Source organism: Herbaspirillum robiniae (assembly GCF_002213415.1).
Lineage (GTDB): Bacteria > Pseudomonadota > Gammaproteobacteria > Burkholderiales > Burkholderiaceae_D > Herbaspirillum > Herbaspirillum robiniae.
Genome location: NZ_NJGU01000004.1, coordinates 227,068 through 241,736, shown reverse-complemented (window position 1 = coordinate 241,736; position 14,669 = coordinate 227,068). Strand labels below are relative to the sequence as shown.

At 66.4% G+C, this 14,669-nt stretch carries 14 protein-coding genes and 1 tRNA gene; 6 read left to right on the top strand and 9 right to left on the bottom strand.

The window, feature by feature from the left end:
- Positions 1 to 11: 11 nt before the first annotated feature.
- From CEJ42_RS07795 to CEJ42_RS07770, 6 genes are all read right to left on the bottom strand, one after another.
- Complete coding sequence (locus CEJ42_RS07795) at positions 12 to 1,322, bottom strand: ABC transporter substrate-binding protein (RefSeq protein ID WP_079214562.1); 1,311 nt, start codon at positions 1,320 to 1,322, stop codon at positions 12 to 14.
- 359 nt (positions 1,323 to 1,681) lie between these two features.
- A complete protein-coding gene (locus tag CEJ42_RS07790) occupies positions 1,682 to 2,521 on the bottom strand; it encodes an HpcH/HpaI aldolase/citrate lyase family protein (protein WP_088750539.1) in 840 nt (279 codons plus the stop codon).
- A complete protein-coding gene (locus tag CEJ42_RS07785; protein WP_079214560.1) occupies positions 2,521 to 3,711 on the bottom strand; it encodes a CaiB/BaiF CoA transferase family protein in 1,191 nt (396 codons plus the stop codon). The genes CEJ42_RS07790 and CEJ42_RS07785 overlap by 1 nt, the downstream gene beginning before the upstream one ends.
- Before the next feature lie 46 nt (positions 3,712 to 3,757).
- Complete coding sequence (locus CEJ42_RS07780; RefSeq protein ID WP_088750538.1) at positions 3,758 to 5,122, bottom strand: MmgE/PrpD family protein; 1,365 nt, start codon at positions 5,120 to 5,122, stop codon at positions 3,758 to 3,760.
- Between the two features lie 28 nt (positions 5,123 to 5,150).
- A complete protein-coding gene (locus tag CEJ42_RS07775) occupies positions 5,151 to 6,317 on the bottom strand; it encodes an acyl-CoA dehydrogenase family protein (RefSeq protein ID WP_079214558.1) in 1,167 nt (388 codons plus the stop codon).
- A gap of 42 nt (positions 6,318 to 6,359) precedes the next feature.
- A complete protein-coding gene (locus CEJ42_RS07770; RefSeq protein WP_079214557.1) occupies positions 6,360 to 7,220 on the bottom strand; it encodes an HTD2 family dehydratase in 861 nt (286 codons plus the stop codon).
- Between the two features lie 328 nt (positions 7,221 to 7,548).
- Between CEJ42_RS07770 and CEJ42_RS07765 the strand changes: the two genes are divergently transcribed.
- The gene (locus tag CEJ42_RS07765) at positions 7,549 to 8,520 is read left to right on the top strand and encodes a LysR family transcriptional regulator (RefSeq protein WP_088750537.1); all 972 of its coding nucleotides are present in this window, start codon (positions 7,549 to 7,551) and stop codon (positions 8,518 to 8,520) included.
- 37 nt (positions 8,521 to 8,557) lie between these two features.
- Here the strand turns inward: CEJ42_RS07765 and CEJ42_RS07760 are convergent, their stop codons facing one another.
- A complete protein-coding gene (locus CEJ42_RS07760) occupies positions 8,558 to 9,322 on the bottom strand; it encodes a sulfite exporter TauE/SafE family protein (RefSeq protein ID WP_088750536.1) in 765 nt (254 codons plus the stop codon).
- On the opposite strand from CEJ42_RS07760, the gene CEJ42_RS24980 reads away from it, so the two are divergent.
- The 5 genes from CEJ42_RS24980 to CEJ42_RS07740 all read left to right on the top strand — a co-directional run bounded on the left by CEJ42_RS24980 (position 9,288) and on the right by CEJ42_RS07740 (position 12,463).
- Complete coding sequence (locus CEJ42_RS24980; RefSeq protein WP_165774401.1) at positions 9,288 to 9,482, top strand: hypothetical protein; 195 nt, start codon at positions 9,288 to 9,290, stop codon at positions 9,480 to 9,482. The genes CEJ42_RS07760 and CEJ42_RS24980 overlap by 35 nt on opposite strands.
- A gap of 215 nt (positions 9,483 to 9,697) precedes the next feature.
- Complete coding sequence (locus CEJ42_RS07755; protein ID WP_079214554.1) at positions 9,698 to 10,477, top strand: SDR family oxidoreductase; 780 nt, start codon at positions 9,698 to 9,700, stop codon at positions 10,475 to 10,477.
- A gap of 126 nt (positions 10,478 to 10,603) precedes the next feature.
- Positions 10,604 to 10,693, top strand: a tRNA-Ser gene (locus tag CEJ42_RS07750).
- Positions 10,694 to 10,917: 224 nt separating this feature from the next.
- Positions 10,918 to 11,874 carry a Rap1a family protein gene (locus tag CEJ42_RS07745; protein WP_129587685.1) on the top strand — a complete coding sequence of 319 codons (957 nt, stop codon included), beginning with the start codon at positions 10,918 to 10,920 and terminating at the stop codon, positions 11,872 to 11,874.
- A gap of 214 nt (positions 11,875 to 12,088) precedes the next feature.
- The gene (locus CEJ42_RS07740) at positions 12,089 to 12,463 is read left to right on the top strand and encodes a hypothetical protein (RefSeq protein WP_088750534.1); all 375 of its coding nucleotides are present in this window, start codon (positions 12,089 to 12,091) and stop codon (positions 12,461 to 12,463) included.
- Positions 12,464 to 12,537: 74 nt separating this feature from the next.
- Here CEJ42_RS07740 and CEJ42_RS07735 read toward each other — a convergent pair whose 3' ends face one another.
- Both CEJ42_RS07735 and CEJ42_RS07730 read right to left on the bottom strand, forming a co-directional pair.
- A complete protein-coding gene (locus CEJ42_RS07735) occupies positions 12,538 to 13,203 on the bottom strand; it encodes a GntR family transcriptional regulator (RefSeq protein WP_088750533.1) in 666 nt (221 codons plus the stop codon).
- A gap of 144 nt (positions 13,204 to 13,347) precedes the next feature.
- On the bottom strand, positions 13,348 to 14,610 hold the full coding sequence (locus CEJ42_RS07730) for an amidase (RefSeq protein ID WP_088750532.1): 1,263 nt from the start codon (positions 14,608 to 14,610) through the stop codon (positions 13,348 to 13,350).
- Between the last annotated feature and the right edge of the window lie 59 nt (positions 14,611 to 14,669).

Below are 14,669 nucleotides of genomic sequence, written 5' to 3'. Positions count from 1 at the left end.
CCGTCGTCCGCTCACTTCACCGGAGGGAACGTCTTGATGCGCGGGTCTTTCAGGATCTCGGGCTTGATCGTCTTCACCCAGTCCACCGACTTCTGGCCGACCGGGGCGATGGCCATTTCAGCCGGGTAGATCTCGATCTTGTCCAGGATGGGGAAAGGATAGCCGGCGGTCTTCCTGGTCGTGCCCAGCAGCTGGTCTTCCAGGCCCTGGCCGTCGTCGCGGATGGTCACCTCGTCGGTCAGGCCGCGGAACTTCAGGCCGTGCATGGCCGAGGCCAATTGCTCGGTGCTCGGCCACTGGCCCTTGTTGGCCTTGATCGCCTTGTCATACCCCGCCACCAGGCCGTCCAGCGCCTGGATCATGTGGTAGACCGAGTAGATCGGATAGGCGCCGGTCTTGGCCTTGAACTTGTCGACGAAGCCCTTGAGCTTGGGATCGTCCTTGAGCACCGGGTGCAGGAAGTAGTGGTCGCCGCGCGCGCCGATGATGACGCCGTCAGGCAGGGTCGTGCCCAGGCGCTCCAGCGAGCTTTCCGCCAGCGGCAGCACGAACTGCGAGTTCTTGATCAGGCCGCGCTGGGCCGACTGGCGCACGAAGGTGTCCAGGTCGCCGCCCCACGAAGTCGACAGGATCACGTCCGGGCGCAGCGCCTGCAGGCGGCTGATCTCGGTCGAGAAGTCAGAGGCGCCGAACTTGGGGAACAGCTCGGCCACCACCTTGACGTCCGGCTTGAGGATCTTCAGGGTCTGCGAGAACAGCTCCCAGGAGTCGCGACCCCAGGCGTAGTCCTGATTCACCACGGCGATGGTCTTGAAGTTGGGCTTCTGGCGCAGCAGGTAGAGCACGCTGGCCACCATCTCGGTGGTGGCGTTGGCCTGGGTGCGCACGACGTACTTGTAGCGGCGCTCCTCCAGCACCTTCTCGGTGCCGCAGTCCCACAGGATGTTCAGGACCTTCAGGTCTTCGGCCACCGGCGCCAGCGTGTTGCAGCTGCCGCTGGAGATCGAGCCCAGCATCACGTGCACGTTCTGCTCCTGCACCACGCGGCGATATTCGGAGAGCAGCTTGTCGCCGCCCACGCCTTCGTCGATGAAGGTGGGGACGACCTTCACGCCGTTGATGCCGCCCTTGGCGTTGAGGTCTTCGAGGTAGAGTTCCGCCGCCTGCTTGGCCGGCACGCCGAACACCGAGGCCGGGCCGGAAGTGAAGGTGGTGATGCCGATCTTCAGTTCGGCGGGCTTGGATTGCGCCAGCGCGCCTTGCGAGAAAGCGAACGCGGATACCGCGGCCAGCATCGTGCCGATAAGTTTTTTCTTGAACATGTCTCCTCCAGATGGTTGGATGCATCCGCCCCGGGCCCATCCCCGACGGCATCCGCTGCTTGCGCTCTTGTTTTTGCTGGTTGAACCGGCGCCCGGTGTCTCTCCCGGATCGCCGCACTGCCCTGCTGCGACTGCAAATCCGCGCCCCGGCCGGCTGACCGGCCCGGGGCGCTACTGCTTTGTTGTTCTGCTTCTGTTCAGCTTTACCGCATGGCATTTCGTGTCGGCACGCGCGTTCATACCCGCAAGCGGCGCCCCGATCTGGCGTATCGGCCGGCATGGCGCCGGCGCTCTGTTCTCGACCTGCTGTTTTCTTCGTCTTCTTTCTTCGTCTTCTTTCTGCGTCTTCTTCCCTCGGATCAGTCCTGCAATTCGCCGGCCTGGTGCAGGAACTTCTCGGCCTGCATGATCACTGGCCTGTCGACCATCTTTCCGTTCAGCGAGATGGCGCCGCCGTCGCTGGCGCGCACCGCGGTCATCACTTCGCGCGCCCAGGCCAGTTCGGCCGGCGTGGGCATGAATCCCTGCTTCACGCCCGCCACCTGCTTCGGGTGGATGCACAGCTTGGCGCCGAACCCCAGCCTGCGCGCGCGCAGCACCATCTTCGCCAGGAAGGCCTCGTCATCGAAGGCGGTGGTCACACCGTCCACCGGCGGCGCGATGCCCGCCAGGCGCGACGCCAGCACCATTTCCACGCGCAGGTGCAGCAGCTCTTCTTCTTCCGGCCCGCACTGCATGCCCAGGTCGACCTGGGCATCGATGGAGCCGAACGCCAGCCGCGCGACGCCGGGCACGCGCGCGATCTGGCGCATGTCGGCCAGGCCGGTGGCGGTCTCGATCAGCGCGATCACGCCCGAGCCTTCCGGCAGCCTTGCGGCGATGGCGCCGACCGCCTTCGGATCTTCGGCCTTGGGCAGCACGATGCCGGCCAGCGGCAGCGCGGCGAAAGCGGCCACGTCGTCGGCATGCCAGACCGTGTCGGCCGCGTTGACCCGCACCCACAGCCGCGGCTGCGGGCCGTTGTCGCGTATCCACTGCGCCAGGGTGGCGCGCGCCTGTTCCTTCAGCGGCAGCGCCACCGCATCTTCAAGATCGACGATGACGGCGTCGGCGCCGCTGTCGAGCGCCTTGGCGTAGCGGTCCGGCCGGTTCGCCGGCACGAACAGGTAGGCGCTGGCGGCGGCCACGCGCGAGGCCATCACACCGCGCCCCGTTCGCGCATCGCCGCGATCTGCTCGGCGCCGTAGCCCAGCGAGGCCAGGATGCCGTCGGTGTGCTGGCCCAGCGCCGGCACCGCATCCATGCGGTAGTCGTAGCTGTCGTTGACGCCCGGCGGCAGCAATGCCGGCAGCGCGCCGGCCGGCGAGCCGACCTCGGTCCAGCGGCCGCGCGCGGCCAGCTGCGGATGGTCCCAGATGTCCTGCATGGTGGAGACATGGGCGTTGGCGATCTGCGCCTCGTCCAGCCGCGCCACCACCTGCTCGGCCGTCATGTCGGCGAACATCTTCAGGATCAGTGCGCGCAGCGCGTCGCGGTTCTCATGGCGGCGCGAGTTGTTGGAGAAACGCTCGTCGGCCGCCAGCGCCGGGTCCTGCAGCACCACCTCGCAGAACACCTTCCACTCGCGCTCGTTCTGCAGGCCCAGCATCACCACCTTGCCGTCGCCGGCGGTGAACGGGCCGTAGGGATAGATGGTGGCGTGCTCGGCGCCGGAACGCACCGGCTGCGACGCGCCCTGGTAGGCGTAGTACATCGGGAAGCTCATCCACTCGGTCAGCGCCTCCAGCATGGAGAGGTCGATATGGCTGCCTTTGCCGTCGCGCCCGCGCTTGATCAGCGCAGCCAGGATGTTGGAGTAGGCATACATGCCGGCGGCGATGTCGGCGATCGAGCAGCCGGCCTTGGCCATGTCGTCACGGGTGCCGGTCACCGACAGGAAACCGCCCTCGCTCTGGATCAGCAGGTCGTAGGCTTTCTTGTCGCGATAGGGGCCGTCTTCGCCATATCCGGAGATGTCGCACACGATCAGGCGCGGGTGCTTCTTGTGCAGCACCGCGGCCGACAGGCCCAGGCCGGCGGCCGCGCCCGGCGCCAGGTTCTGCACCAGCACGTCGGCTTCTTCCAGCAGCTTGGCGATGATCTTCTTGCCGTCTTCGTCCTTCAGGTTCAGCGTCAGGCTTTCCTTGGAGCGGTTGGTCCAGACGAAGTGCGAGGAGAGTCCCGAGACGCGGGTGTCGTAGCCGCGCGCGAAATCGCCCACGCCGGGGCGCTCGATCTTGATCACGCGCGCGCCGAGGTCGGCCAGCTGGCGGGTGCAGAACGGCGCGGCGATGGCGTGCTCGAGGCTGATGACGGTAATGCCCTCCAGGGGCCGGGTGGATTGCAGCATGTCGGTTCCTATATGGCTTGCTATTGCTATTGCTATTGCTATTGCGTCAGAACAGTTCGCTCAGCTCGCGCTCTTCATGCAGGCGCCAGGCACGGGCGATGATGTTGCTGATTTCGGCATCGCTGGCGGCGCTGGAGAAAGCGATCAGCTTGGCCGCCTTGTGCTCCAGCTCGGGGCGCGAGAGCGTGTTGTCGGGGTCGCCCTTGGGCACGTCCACGGCGGCGGAGAACTTGCGGCCGTCGGTGGTCTCGACCTCGACCCGGCCCAGCCAGCGCGCCGGATAGGCGCCGTCGACTTCGCGGTCCAGCGTCATCTTCACCTTCTCGCGGAACTGCGCCACGCGCGGATCCTGCAATGCCTGTTGCTCGAACTCGGTCAGGCCGGCCTGCTGGTGCACCGCGATCAGGCCCAGCACCGTGCCCATGGAGAACTTGGCCTGGTGCACCGTCTGCGGATTGACCACCGGACCCAGCACGTCGATGGCGCCCTGGTGCACGCGCGTGTTGACGGCGGCGATCTGGTCGTGGCGCAGGCCCTCGCGCTGCATCAGCACCTGCAGCGCGTCGGCCGCCGGATGGGTGTGGCGGCAAGAGGCGTGGAATTTGAATGAAGTCTCGGCGGTCGCCCAGCGCGAACCCAGGCCGTCGGTCAGCTTGGCCGGATCGGCGTCGGACGACATACCGGCGGCCATGCCCTGCGCCCCTTCCAGGATGCGCTGCGCGCCGGTGAAGCCGTCGCGCGTCAAATACGCGGCCAGCAAACCGTCGGCGGCGGCCTTGCCGGTGTGCAGCTGTTTGGAGTCGGCGGCGTCGCGCAGGAACTCCCACAGGCCGGCCGCCTGCGTGCCGGCCGAACCCAGCGCGTGCAGGAATTGCCCGGTGTCGAAGTCCATCAGCTTGCCCACCGCGACGGCAGCGGCCAGCGTGCCGACGGTGCCGGTGGTATGGAACACGCGGTAGTGCGAACGGCCCATGAATTCGCCGATGCGGATGCCCGCCTCGTAGCCCGCCACCGCCGCCACCAGCAGGTCGGCGCCGGACTTGCCGAGATCCTGCGCAGCCGCCAGCGCCGCCGGGAACACCACCGCCGCCGGGTGGAACACCGAGCCGTTGTGCACGTCGTCCTGCTCCACCAGGTGCGAAGAGGCGCCGTTGACCAGCGCCGCGAAATACGGCGAGCTGGACTTGCGGCTGGTGAGGATGGTGGCGCTGCCCTCCTTCGGCCCCATCGTCGCGGCGTAGCGCTCGATGATCTCGATCTGGCGCGCGCCCTTGCCGGCCAGCGCCGAGGCGAACCAGTCGAGGAACAGGTCTTCGGTGCGGGCGATCACCGCCGGCGGGATGTCCTGATAGCGCAGGCCGGCCAGGAAGGCGGCCAGGGTGCGGGATGGCGAATCGGTGGTCGGGCTCACGGGCGTCTCCTTGTTGTTGTGCGCCGGTTCAGAAGGAACGCGGCAGGCCGAGGATGTGTTCGGCCACGTAGGAATAGATCAGGTTGGTCGAGATCGGCGCGACCTGGTACAGGCGCGTCTCGCGGAACTTGCGCTCGACGTCGTATTCGCAGGCGAAACCGAAGCCGCCGTGCGTCTGCAGGCAAACGTTGGCCGCCTCCCACGAGGCCTTGGCCGCCAGGAACTTGGCCATGTTGGCCTGGGCGCCGCAGGGCTGGTGCGCGTCGAACAGTTCGCAGGCCTTGTAGCGCATCAGGTTGGCGGCTTCCAGCTCGATGAAGCTGTCGGCGATGGGGAACTGCACGCCCTGGTTCATGCCGATCGGACGGTCGAACACCACGCGCTCCTTGGCGTACTGCGCGGCCTTGTCGATGAACCAGTAGCCGTCGCCGATGCACTCGGCGGCGATCAGGGTGCGCTCGGCGTTCAGGCCGTCGAGGATGTACTTGAAACCCTTGCCCTCTTCGCCGATCAGGTTCTCGGCCGGGATCTCGAGGTTGTCGAAGAACAGTTCATTGGTCTCGTGGTTGACCATGTTCAGGATGGGGCGCACTTCCATGCCGCGACCGATCGCCTCCTTCAGGTCGACGATGAAGATCGACATGCCCTCGGACTTCTTCTTCACCTGGTCCAGCGGCGTGGTGCGCGCCAGCAGGATCATCAGGTCCGAGTGCTGGATGCGCGAGATCCACACCTTCTGGCCGTTCACCACATAGCGGTCGCCCTTCTTCACCGCCACGGTCTTGATCTTGGTGGTGTCGGTGCCGGTGGTCGGCTCGGTCACGCCCATGGACTGCAGGCGCAGCTCGCCGCTGGCGATCTTGGGCAGGTAGAGCTGCTTCTGCTGCTCGGAGCCGTGGCGCAGCAGCGTGCCCATGTTGTACATCTGGCCGTGGCAGGCGCCGGAGTTGCCGCCGGTGCGGTTGATCTCTTCCATGATCACCGAGGCCTCGGTCAGGCCCAGGCCGGAGCCGCCGTAGTCTTGCGGGATCAGCGCGGCCAGCCAGCCGGCCTTGGTCAGCGCGTCGACGAACTCCTCGGGATAGCCGCGGGCTTCGTCGACCTTGCGCCAGTACTCCGGCGGGAAGGTATTGCACAGATCGCGCACTGCATCGCGCAGATCGCCATAAGCGTCATTGGGCGCCTGATACGACATATTGAATCTCCGAAACGTAATGGATGAATGATGAAAATCGGGTCAGCCCAGGATGGCCTCGGCCTGCATCGCCAGCTCGCCGCGCAGGTTCTGGGCCCACAGCTGGACCGACTTGCCGTCGGCGGCCGGCTTGCCGCACAGCTCGAAGCCTTCGATGTCGAACAGGCTGCCGACGGCGCGGAAGTTGAATTCGCGCAGCACCGCGCGCGGCATCTCGCGCGCCAGCAGGTCGGCCAGCAAGGTGGCGATCAGCGGGCCGTGCACGATCAGGCCGGGATAGCCCTCCACGCCGGTGACGTAGCTGCGGTCGTAATGGATGCGATGGCCGTTGAAGGTCAGCGCCGAGTAACGGAACAGCAGCACCGGATCGGGATCGACGCGGCGCTTCCACTGCGCGTCGGCCGGCGCGGCCTTGGGCGCAACGGGCGCGGCGCCCGGCTGCGGCATCTCGCGATAGACGATGTCGTGTTCTTCGTGGATGCAGACCTGGCCGCCATGGCCGATCTCATGCTTGACGGTGACGAAAGCCAGCGCGCCGGTGCGCCCGTGCTTCACGTCCACGCTGGCGATGCGGGAAGTCTTCTGCGCCGCGCTGCCAACCGGCAGGGGCGCGTCGAAACGCAGGCGACCGCCGGCCCACATGCGACGCGGCAGCGGCACCGGCGGCAGGAACCCGCCGCGCTTGGGATGGCCGTCGTCGCCGACTTCGGACTGCTTGCAGACGGTCCAGAAATAGATCCAGTGCCACAGCGGCGGCAGCGCATCGCCCGCCAGCGGCTGCTGCGGGCCGTCGATGGTGGCGGCCAGCGCGGCGGCGAAGGCGGGGTTGATGTGGTCGTCGCGGCTCTCGGTCTTGTCGACCCATTGCCGCAACATGGACAGGTCGAGGTCGGGATTGGACATGCGCTCCTCTTGGTTCTTGTCGTTTTGATCGGAGGCAAGTCTGTTCCCGCATTGGCTGCAGAACAATCTGTATTTTTTGAAGGGGGGCTTTCGCGAGAGTGAAGTCAGCGCACGAATGTTCCGCCTCGCGGAACGCATGCGGATGCGGCGGCGCAGCAAGCAAAGCGCGGGTAAGGACCAAAGAATCGGCGTAACATGAAGACCCATCAGGGAGACGCCCACGACAAGAATTTCCGCGCAGCGCATCAAGCCGCGCGACGCAAACGCCCTCCCCGCCTCGCCGACATCGGCATCATCGGCAACCCTGCAACCTCAGCCGGACCACGACATGCTCTTCGACCTCACCGACCTGCGGCTTTTCATCCTGATCGCCGAACTCAACAGCCTGACGCGCAGCGCCGAGCGCATGAACCTGTCGCTGGCCGCCACCAGCAACCGCATCAAGGAACTGGAGACGCGCTTCGGCACGCGGCTGCTCTATCGCGAGAGCAAGGGCGTGCAGCTGACGCCGGCCGGCCAGACGCTGCTGCATCATGCGCAGCTGTTCATGCAGCAGGTCGAGCACCTCAAGAGCGACATGCAGCAGTACAACAACGGCATCAAGGGCTACATCCGCATCTTCGCCAACACCACGGCGGTGACCGAATTCATGCCGGAGATCCTGGGCAAGTTCCTGGCGCAGCATCCGCAGGTCAACGTCGCGCTGGAGGAGCGCCTGAACCACGACATCATGCGCGGCATCCAGGAAGGCACGGCCGACATCGGCATCGTCGCAGGCCCGGTGCAGGGCGACGGGCTGGAGATCCTCAATTTCTCGACCGACCGCCTGGTGCTGGCGACCGCGCTGGAACATCCGCTGGCCGGCGCCGGCAGCCTGCCCTTCGTCGACACGCTGGAGTACGAGCACGTCGGCCTGCACGAGGGCAGCACGCTGCACCACTTCCTCAACCGCATCGTCTCCGAAGGCGGCCAGCGCCTGAAGCTGCGCATCCAGGTACGCAGCTTCGAAGCGATGTGCCGCATGATCGAGACCAACGTGGGCATCGGCATCGTGCCGCTCTCGGCGGCGCAGCGCCACCAGCAGACGATGCAGCTGGCGATCGTGGAATTGAGCGATCCGTGGAGCGTGCGCGAGCGCAGCATGGTGTTCCAGGATATCGACACCCTGTCGCCGCATGCGCGCGGCCTGGTGGACTTCATCCGCGAGCAGATGGCGCAGCCGGCGGCGGACGACGGCAAGGTCAGCGCCATTGCCGATGCGGTGAAGAAGAAAGGCGTGCGGGAAAAGAAAAGCGCCTGAACATGTCAGGCGCCTGATAAGGGACCTGCGCGGCGGGTCAACCCTCGATCATCATCCACAACGACAGCACCAGCAGCGCCCCGCAGAACAGGATGCGCAAGCGTCGCTCCGGCAGATGGTGCGCCAGCGCCACGCCCCACGAGATGCTGAGCACCCCGCCCAGCGCCATCGGAATCCCCACCGCCCAGTTCACGTGGCCGGCCTGCGCATAGGTCCACAGCGCCACCAGCGTGCCGGGCGTCACCATCGCCAGGCCCAGCCCCTGCGCCGCCGTCTGCGTGGCGCCGAAGAAGGCGGTCAGCATCGGCACGGCGACGATGGCGCCGCCGACGCTGAAGAATCCCGCCGACGCTCCCGCCGACATGCCCACCGCGAAGATGTACTTGCGCGGCAGCACGATCGTGGTCTGCGCGCTGCGCTTGTTGCGCAGCAGGGTCCAGAGGTAGTACAGCGCCAGCAGGCCCATGAAGGCGGCGAAGCAGAAATGCAGGCTGCGCGCGTCGATGCTGGTGGCCACGCGCGCCGAGAAGTAGCTCGTGATCACCGCCGGCACGCACATCATCGCGGCCGAACTCCATTCGATCCTGTTGCGCTGCTTGTAGCGCCAGAAGGCGATCACCACGTTGGGCACGATCATCACCAGCGAGGTGCCCTGCGCCAGCTGCTGGTCCATCCCGTAGAGATAGCCCAGCACCGGAATGGCGATCAGCCCGCCGCCGATGCCGAACAAGCCGCCCATCGCGCCCAGCAACCCTCCCAGCAAAAAGTTGAGCAGGCTCGACAAAAACAAGGAATCCATCATCGGTGTAAAGTTATGCGTCTGCCGCATGGCTCATTTGCTGAGCCGTGCGGCGATCAAATCAGAAAAGGAGACTGTCATGAGCGGCGCCATCGTATTCGCGTTGGAAATGGGCGTGGTCGCCATCATCGCGATCGCTGTCTACATGGTGGTCAAGAAGTAGGCCGGCCGGGATATCCCATCGTCCCGCAGGCTCCGCCAAGCCCGCCAGTGTAGCGCAGCCCGCCCCCTGCTGTCACAAGCCGGGGCAATGCCCGCGCCGCCTCGCGACAGATCTCCTCAGTGCAATGGCATGCATGACGTAGCAAAAACGACAGCACAAGCACAACAAGCGGCATCGCAAAACCGCCAACCACCTCATGCAAAGGAAAGACAACAATGGATCTGGGACTCAAAGGTAAAACCGCGCTGGTATGCGCATCGAGCAAGGGCCTGGGCCGCGCCTGCGCGCTCTCGCTGGCGCGCGAAGGCGTGGCCGTGACCATGCTGGCGCGCGGCGCCGAGGCGCTGGAAGCGGCCGCAGCGGAAATCCGCGCCGAGACCGGCGCAACGATCACCACCGTGGCCTGCGACATCACCACTCCCGAAGGCCGCGCGCTGGCGCTGGCCGCCTGCCCCAGCCCGGACATCCTGGTGACCAACGCCGGCGGCCCCAAGCCGGGCGACTTCCGCGACTGGTCGCGCGACGACTGGATCGCCGCCGTCGACGCCAACATGCTGACCCCGATCGAGCTCATCAAGGCCACGGTCGACGGCATGATCGCCCGCGGCTTCGGCCGCATCGTCAACATCACCTCCAGCGCGGTGCGCGCGCCGATCGACATCCTCGGCCTGTCCAACGGCGCCCGCTCGGGCCTGACCGGCTTCGTCGCCGGCCTCTCGCGCAAGACCGTGGCCCACAACGTCACCATCAACAACCTGCTGCCCGGCCCTTTCGAAACCGACCGCCTGCGCGCCACCGCCGTGGGCGCGGCCAACGACAGCGGCAGGAGCGTGGACGACGTGCTGGCCGAGCGCCGCAAGCAAAACCCGTCCGGCCGCTTCGGCCAGCCGGCCGAGTTCGGCGACGCCTGCGCCTACCTGTGCAGCGCCCAGGCCGGCTTCATCACCGGCCAGAACCTGCTGATGGACGGCGGCGCCTACCCGGGCACCTTCTAAGCGCGCACCGCATGGCCGTCGCACCGGGAAACTTTCAACCCGGCAAGAGTTGGGCGTAGAGCAAGTCGCGAAGTGATGTATAATGCGCCCCTCGCGATGCCTGCGACTGCAGGCATCGCCGACCAAGGAGGTTTGGGTGAGCGGTTTAAACCAGCAGTCTTGAAAACTGCCGACGGAGTGATCCGTCCGTGAGTTCGAATCTCACAGCCTCCGCCAGAACACCATATGAACGGGCCCCGACGAGGGCCCGTTTTTCATGCTAGCGACGCATGTCTTCCCGCGACAAACGAGCCGGCGTGGCAGTGTCCGGCACACTCGCCCTCCGCGGCAAGATTTGCTAATCTGCGCATGCTGACAACAAGCCTCAGGACGCCCCCGCACAAGACAAGGCGGAGCCGCGCTCCCTGAGCGCCATCCATAAAAAAATCCGGGGACGTATCGTGCGCCATCTCGCCGCTTTCAAGCCGTTGCAACTCACCTGCCTGTCGCTTGCGCTTGCCTGGCCGGCGTCGGCATCGATGGCCCAGGGCGCCGGCGAACAACTCGGCTGGCTCAGGAACTTCGTGCGCGTCCATAACGGGCGGGACTTCTGCGTGCCCGCCGGTGCGCAGTTCGAGGACTACGCCAATGTGATCGCACGGTACAAGCAGGCCCATCCCGAACTGGAAGGCGTCATCGGCGGCCAGAGCGCGCTCGCGGCCTTCGGCGAAAGCTATCCTTGCCCGGCGAACGTCCCGGAAGCGGCGCCCCCCGTGAGCCCTGCAACTGCAACTGCAACTGCAACTGCAACTGCACCTGCTCCTGCTCCTGCTCCTGCTCCTGCTCCTGCTCCAGTCTCCGGGCAGGACGAGTTTTCAGCGATCGACACGGCACGCACCGCGCGGGTTCTCGAAAAGCTGGCTTCGACCACCGGTCACGAAAATGACGCGCTGATCGCCGAGATCCAGAAGAACGCCGGCGATTACCAGCCGCCCGCCCTGGTCGCGCTGACGCTGGTGCTGTATCAGCAGGGTAAGACCGATGAGGCGATCTTTTGGCTGAGCGCCGCGCGGCTGCGCGCGAACTACGATGCGCTGCGCTGCGCCGATGCGAGCGCAAGGCCTGCGGCGCGGGCGATCATGAGCGTCGTTCCGCGCGAGCTGCTGCGAACGCAGTTCGACGATCTGCAGAAGCTGCGCAGGATCGTCGACGAGGTCGTGCGTTGGGACGAGGCAACGCCGCACAACTACGATCAGCGCTGGATCAACCTCCACGGCGACGAGACCGATGCCGGTGCCGCCGGCAATGCCCCGCAAAGCCTGCCGCACGGCGAATGGCCGGCGCTGGCCGCCAAGGCCAGGGCCGACTATGTCGCCAGCCTGGAGGCGGCGATCCGGGAGATCAACACACGCAAGTGAAGGCGCGCCCCGGTGCGCGATGCCGCGCGCCTTGTGCCCAGCGCCTGCGCCGAGATTGTTTCAATTGAAACCTGCGGCGCCGATTCTGCAATATCCCGCTAACGCAGCCAGCCCAAACTTCATCCCAAGCCCAGACACCGATGGGCGAACGGCAAAGCCGGCCACGATCCCCAAGCCTTGCCCTCATGTCGATACCTGATGATTCGGAGCTGCCATGCGTTCATTCTTCCTGACCTGTTTCGTCCTCGCCTTCGCCTGGATTTCCACTTCCACCGCCCACGCCGCTTCCTCGCAAAGCGAGCTGGACCGCGCCATGTCGCCCTACTCTTCGGCAGTGAAGATGGCGCTGGCGGATGCGCCCGGCACGGCCGCCCCGGCGGCGGTGAAGGTGATGGACCTGAACCGCGAGTCGTCGGCCTGCCGCTCGCTGCGCATCCAGATGGATCGCGCCCGCACCGCGGAGCCGACGCAGAACAATTTCGCGCCGCGCCTCTCCCGCGAAGGCGGCTACACCTCCGGCATTCCGCGCAACTCGCCCTATGGCGAAGCCGGCCGACTGGAGTCGCAGTACCTCAACGAATGCCGCTGATCCACGCTGATGCGGCCGTGGTGAAAAGCAAAACGGGCCTCCTTGCGGGGCCCGTTTGCATGGCGCATGGGGATTCAGGAATACGCCTGCCCCAGCGTCTTCTCGTTGACCGAGTCTTCGATCGTCTCCAGCGTCTGTTGCAGGTGCTGGCGCACGATCTTCTCAACCAGCTTGCCGTTCTTCTTGCGGTAGCCGTCGAGGATCATGGCGTGTTCTTCGTTGTCGGTCTGCTGGATCTGGGGATGCATGTAGATGGACAGCGAAACATAGGGCGCGGCCACGACCAGCAGGTTCTTCACCATCTCGTAGAGCCGCGACTGCTCCTCGCTTCTCATCAGCTTGATGTGGAAGTCGCAGTTCAGCCCGGCCCATTCGTGCGGGTCGCTGGCGGCGCACATCTGCTCGTGGATGCCGGCTGCGGCGTGCAGCGACTCGTCGGTGATGGAGGCCACCGATTTCTTGGCCAGCAGGGGTTCGAGCAGGATGCGCAGTTCGTAGATCTCGGCCACGTCTTCCACCGACAGGCCCTTGACCACCACGCCCTTGTTGGCGTCGATGGTGACCAGGCCTTCCGAGCGCAGCCCGCGGAAGGCTTCGCGCACCGGGGTGGTGCTGACCTCGAAGCGGCGCGCCACTTCGTCCTGCCGCAACTTGTCGCCGGGGCGGTACTTGCCCGAGAGGATGTCGTTGCGCAACAGGCTCAGGACCTGCTGCTCTATCGTTTTGAAGGCTTTTGGCATGCGCGGCTATCGGGAGTTGTCTCGGTCGGCGGGCTAGGGCGGCAGCTTCACGCTATCCGCCCCGCCCGCTCTGGCGCCCGGCTGGCCGGGCCTGTGCCGATATTGTGGCGTGCATGGGGTTGCCGTGCAAGCCTGCCGTCGGGCTCAGCCCAGCGGCGCCGGACGCGACCGGGGCAGGATGGTGCTGACCCATTGCGCGGTCTGCAGCAGGGCCTGGTCCTGGTCGCCGCGCCCGATCATCTGCAGGCCGAACGGCAGGAAGTCGGCCGAGAAACCGGACGGCACCGTCACCGCCGGCAGGCCCAGCAGGGTGGCCGGCGAGCAGAAGATGGCGTCGCCGGTCTTCTCGAAACCGGGCAATGCAGTGGTCGGCGAGGTGATGGTGAGGATCGCGTCGAGTTCGCCGAACGCCGTGTCGCGCGCCACGCGCAGTGCCGCCAGCCGGGCCAGCATGGCGGCATGCTGCTGCTGGCTGATGCCCGCGCCCAGGGCGATCAGGTCGCGGATATTGGGTCCGGCCAGGGCCTCCTTGCCGGCGATGTCGGCGGCGATCGCCGCGCGCGCCTCGTAGGCGAGGATGCCGTTGGTCAGCTCGTGCAGTTCGGCGATGTCAGCGCCCAGTTCGACCGGCACGCATTGCACGCCCTGCGCCTCCAGGCGACGCAAAACACCATCGAAGTTCTGCTGTACCTCGGGCTGCACGCCGGACCATTTCGACGAACGATAGACGCCCAGCTTGCGCGGCTTGACGCCCGCAGCGAAGGCCTGGGGCGAGGCCGGCGGCGCGAGCTTGCCGTCGCGCGCGATCACGGCATGGGCCACGGCGGCCCAGTAGACGCTGGAAGTGATGAAGCCCAGATGGTCCAGCGAGCCGGCCAGCTCGTGCGCGCCCTCGGTGGGGATCAGGCCGTAGGTGGGCTTGTAGCCGCAGGCGCCGCAATACGAGGCCGGGCGGATGATGGAGCCGACCGTCTGCGTGCCCAGCGCGATGTCGACGATGCCGGCGCCGACCGCCGCCGCCGATCCGCTGGAGGAACCGCCAGGCGTATGCGCCGGGTTCCAGGGATTGACCGTGGCGCCGGGGTCGCGCCAGGCGAATTCGGTGGTCACCGTCTTGCCGAAGATGACGGCGCCGGCGGCGCGCAGCCTGGCGACGATCCAGGCATCCTGTTGCGGGCGATGGCCTTCGAACACCCTGGAGCCGTAGCAGGTCGGCATGTCGGCGGTGTCGATCAGGTCCTTGACTGCGACCGGGATGCCGGCCAGCGGGCCGTCGCCGCCGGCCGGCGCCGCATAGGAAGACGGGCGATGGATGAAGGCCTTGAGGCTGCCGTCGATCCTGTCGGCGGCGGCGATGGCGGCGGCCAGCGGCGAGACCGCTGGCGTATCTGTCTGGGATGAGCTCATGTTGTTTCCTGTTCCCGAATGTCTCGGATGAATGCATGGCGAACCGCTCGCCTGAGCAG

What these genes read in the sequence shown, in the direction of transcription:
- CEJ42_RS07795 (WP_079214562.1), bottom strand. Translation starts at nt 1,322, where the DNA reads ATGTTCAAGAAAAAACTTATCGGCACGATGCTGGCCGCGGTATCCGCG.
- CEJ42_RS07790 (WP_088750539.1), bottom strand. Translation starts at nt 2,521, where the DNA reads ATGGCCTCGCGCGTGGCCGCCGCCAGCGCCTACCTGTTCGTGCCGGCG.
- CEJ42_RS07785 (WP_079214560.1), bottom strand. Translation starts at nt 3,711, where the DNA reads ATGCTGCAATCCACCCGGCCCCTGGAGGGCATTACCGTCATCAGCCTC.
- CEJ42_RS07775 (WP_079214558.1), bottom strand. Translation starts at nt 6,317, where the DNA reads ATGTCGTATCAGGCGCCCAATGACGCTTATGGCGATCTGCGCGATGCA.
- CEJ42_RS07770 (WP_079214557.1), bottom strand. Translation starts at nt 7,220, where the DNA reads ATGTCCAATCCCGACCTCGACCTGTCCATGTTGCGGCAATGGGTCGAC.
- CEJ42_RS07765 (WP_088750537.1), top strand. Translation starts at nt 7,549, where the DNA reads ATGCTCTTCGACCTCACCGACCTGCGGCTTTTCATCCTGATCGCCGAA.
- CEJ42_RS07760 (WP_088750536.1), bottom strand. Translation starts at nt 9,322, where the DNA reads ATGATGGATTCCTTGTTTTTGTCGAGCCTGCTCAACTTTTTGCTGGGA.
- CEJ42_RS07755 (WP_079214554.1), top strand. Translation starts at nt 9,698, where the DNA reads ATGGATCTGGGACTCAAAGGTAAAACCGCGCTGGTATGCGCATCGAGC.
- CEJ42_RS07740 (WP_088750534.1), top strand. Translation starts at nt 12,089, where the DNA reads ATGCGTTCATTCTTCCTGACCTGTTTCGTCCTCGCCTTCGCCTGGATT.
- CEJ42_RS07735 (WP_088750533.1), bottom strand. Translation starts at nt 13,203, where the DNA reads ATGCCAAAAGCCTTCAAAACGATAGAGCAGCAGGTCCTGAGCCTGTTG.
- CEJ42_RS07730 (WP_088750532.1), bottom strand. Translation starts at nt 14,610, where the DNA reads ATGAGCTCATCCCAGACAGATACGCCAGCGGTCTCGCCGCTGGCCGCC.